Raw genomic sequence first — 2,281 nt, forward strand, 5'->3', positions numbered from 1 at the left:
AACTTTTTGGGGTCAGTACAGATGTTTGATGGACGTAAGTGAAGCACTGAGAACTTTTGGAACGGGTGAAAATTACCATGCTCAGCACTATTTTGGTTTTCATAAGGAAAACCGAGACGGCAAAGATGGCTATGTTTTTAGAGTATGGGCTCCAAATGCTCAGGCTGTTCATCTTATCGGCGATTTTACACAATGGAGAGATAATCCACTGGCAATGAAGCGAAATGTAGCGGGGGTTTGGGAGGTATTTACAGACCAGCCTAAGCCAAATCAATTGTATAAGTACTTGGTGAAACGCTCAACAGGACATGAGGTTGAAAAGATTGACCCATTTGCGTTTTACTTTGAACAAAGACCAGGTACCGCTGCAGTTATCACGGATTTTCCAGAGAAGAAATGGAAAGACTCACTTTGGTTGGGGCGACGAAAACGGTTTGGTTTTCAAAAACGCCCAGTCAATATTTATGAAGTGCATGCTGGGTCTTGGAAGAAACACGCCGATGGTCGCCCTTACCAATTCAAGGAATTAACGGAAGAATTGGTGCCTTATTTGGTGGAGATGAACTATACGCATGTTGAATTGATGCCTTTGATGGCTCACCCTCTTGATGCCAGCTGGGGCTATCAGCTGATGGGCTATTTTGCATTTGAGAGCAGTTACGGAACACCTGTGGATTTTCAAAATTTCGTAGAGGCTTGTCACCTCAATAATATCGGTGTTATTGTCGATTGGGTCCCTGGTCACTTTACCATAAATGATGATGCTTTGGCGTATTATGATGGCACGCCGACCTTTGAATATCAGGATTACGATCAAGCACATAATCGTGGCTGGGGAGCTTTAAATTTCGATCTTGGCAAAAATCAAGTTCAGTCCTTTTTGATTTCGAGTGCCAAGTTTTGGATTGATTATTACCACTTGGATGGGATCCGAGTTGATGCCGTCAGCAATATGATTTACCGTGACTACGATATTGGTCCTTGGACACCAAATAAAGATGGCGGCAACCGCAATTACGAGGGCTATCATTTTCTGCAAAAATTGAATACCGTCATTAAAGAAGCTTATCCTGACGTGATGATGATTGCCGAAGAAAGTACCAGCGGGACAAAAGTCACTGGCCCTGTGGAATGGGATTCGCTAGGGTTTGACTACAAGTGGAACATGGGATGGATGAACGACATCTTAAAATTCTATGAAGAAGATCCTGTTTATCGGAAATACGATTTTAATCTAGTGACTTTTAGTTTCATGTATGTTTTCTCGGAGGATTTCCTCCTAGCTTTGTCGCATGATGAAGTCGTGCATGGTAAAAAAAGCATGATGCACAAAATGTGGGGAGATCGCTACAATCAATTTGCAGGATTGAGAAACCTCTATACCTATCAGATTTGCCACCCAGGTAAGAAACTCTTGTTTATGGGAAGCGAATTTGGTCAGTTTTTGGAGTGGAAATACAATGACCAATTGGAGTGGGGAAATTTAGAAGACGACCTCAACCGTAAAATGCTTGGTTTCACCAGTCGTTTAAATCAATTTTACAAGGATAACAATGTGCTTTGGAAGATTGATGACAGCTATGATGGCATTGAAATCATTGATGCGGACAATAAAGATGAGACGGTCTTGTCCTTTATCCGCAAAAATGAAGAAGTGGATATGCTGGTCTGTATTTTCAATATGGTGCCAGTCGAGCGGAAAAACTTCACGATTGGGGTGCCAGTAGCGGGCGTTTATGAGGAAGTCTGGAATACCGAACTCGCTGAATTTGGCGGGGTTTGGCAAGAAAACAATCCACAAACACGCACTCAAGACGAGCTTTGGAAACATTATGAAAATACCTTGAGTTTCACCTTGCCAGCCTTGGGAGCAAGCATTTGGAAATTAAAACGGCGTATCATAAAAACTATTCCTAAGAAAGGAATATAAAATGAGAAATGAAATGTTAGCACTCATCCTCGCAGGAGGACAGGGGACACGTCTTGGAAAATTAACACAGAACATCGCCAAACCAGCGGTTCAGTTTGGTGGGCGTTATCGTATTATTGACTTTGCACTTTCAAACTGTGCTAACTCAGGCATTTCAAATGTTGGTATTATCACACAATACCAACCATTAGCCTTAAATAGCCACGTGGGAAATGGTTCAAACTGGGGGCTAGATGGCATCAATTCTGGTGCGACCATTTTACAACCTTATTCTGCTACGGAAGGGAATCGTTGGTTTGAAGGAACCAGCCATGCCATTTATCAAAATATGGATTATATTGATAGCATTGA

At 42.1% G+C, this 2,281-nt stretch carries 2 protein-coding genes; both read left to right on the forward strand.

Annotated elements, in window-relative coordinates; genetic code table 11:
• The first annotated feature begins 28 nt into the window (after positions 1-28).
• The gene (gene glgB / locus B3R79_RS03080; protein WP_293693714.1) at positions 29-1,930 is read left to right on the forward strand and encodes a 1,4-alpha-glucan branching protein GlgB; all 1,902 of its coding nucleotides are present in this window, start codon (positions 29-31) and stop codon (positions 1,928-1,930) included.
• Between the two features lies 1 nt (position 1,931).
• Positions 1,932-2,281 (forward strand): sugar phosphate nucleotidyltransferase (locus B3R79_RS03085; protein ID WP_293693690.1); only part of this gene is annotated, 350 nt, incomplete at its 3' end.

Source organism: Streptococcus sp. UBA3373 (genome assembly GCF_002360305.1).
In the GTDB taxonomy this organism is placed as follows: Bacteria; Bacillota; Bacilli; order Lactobacillales; family Streptococcaceae; genus Streptococcus; species Streptococcus alactolyticus.

Bases quoted from the DNA above. Each gene is read 5' to 3' on its own strand.
- glgB (WP_293693714.1), top strand. From the start codon at position 29: ATGGACGTAAGTGAAGCACTGAGAACTTTTGGAACGGGTGAAAATTAC.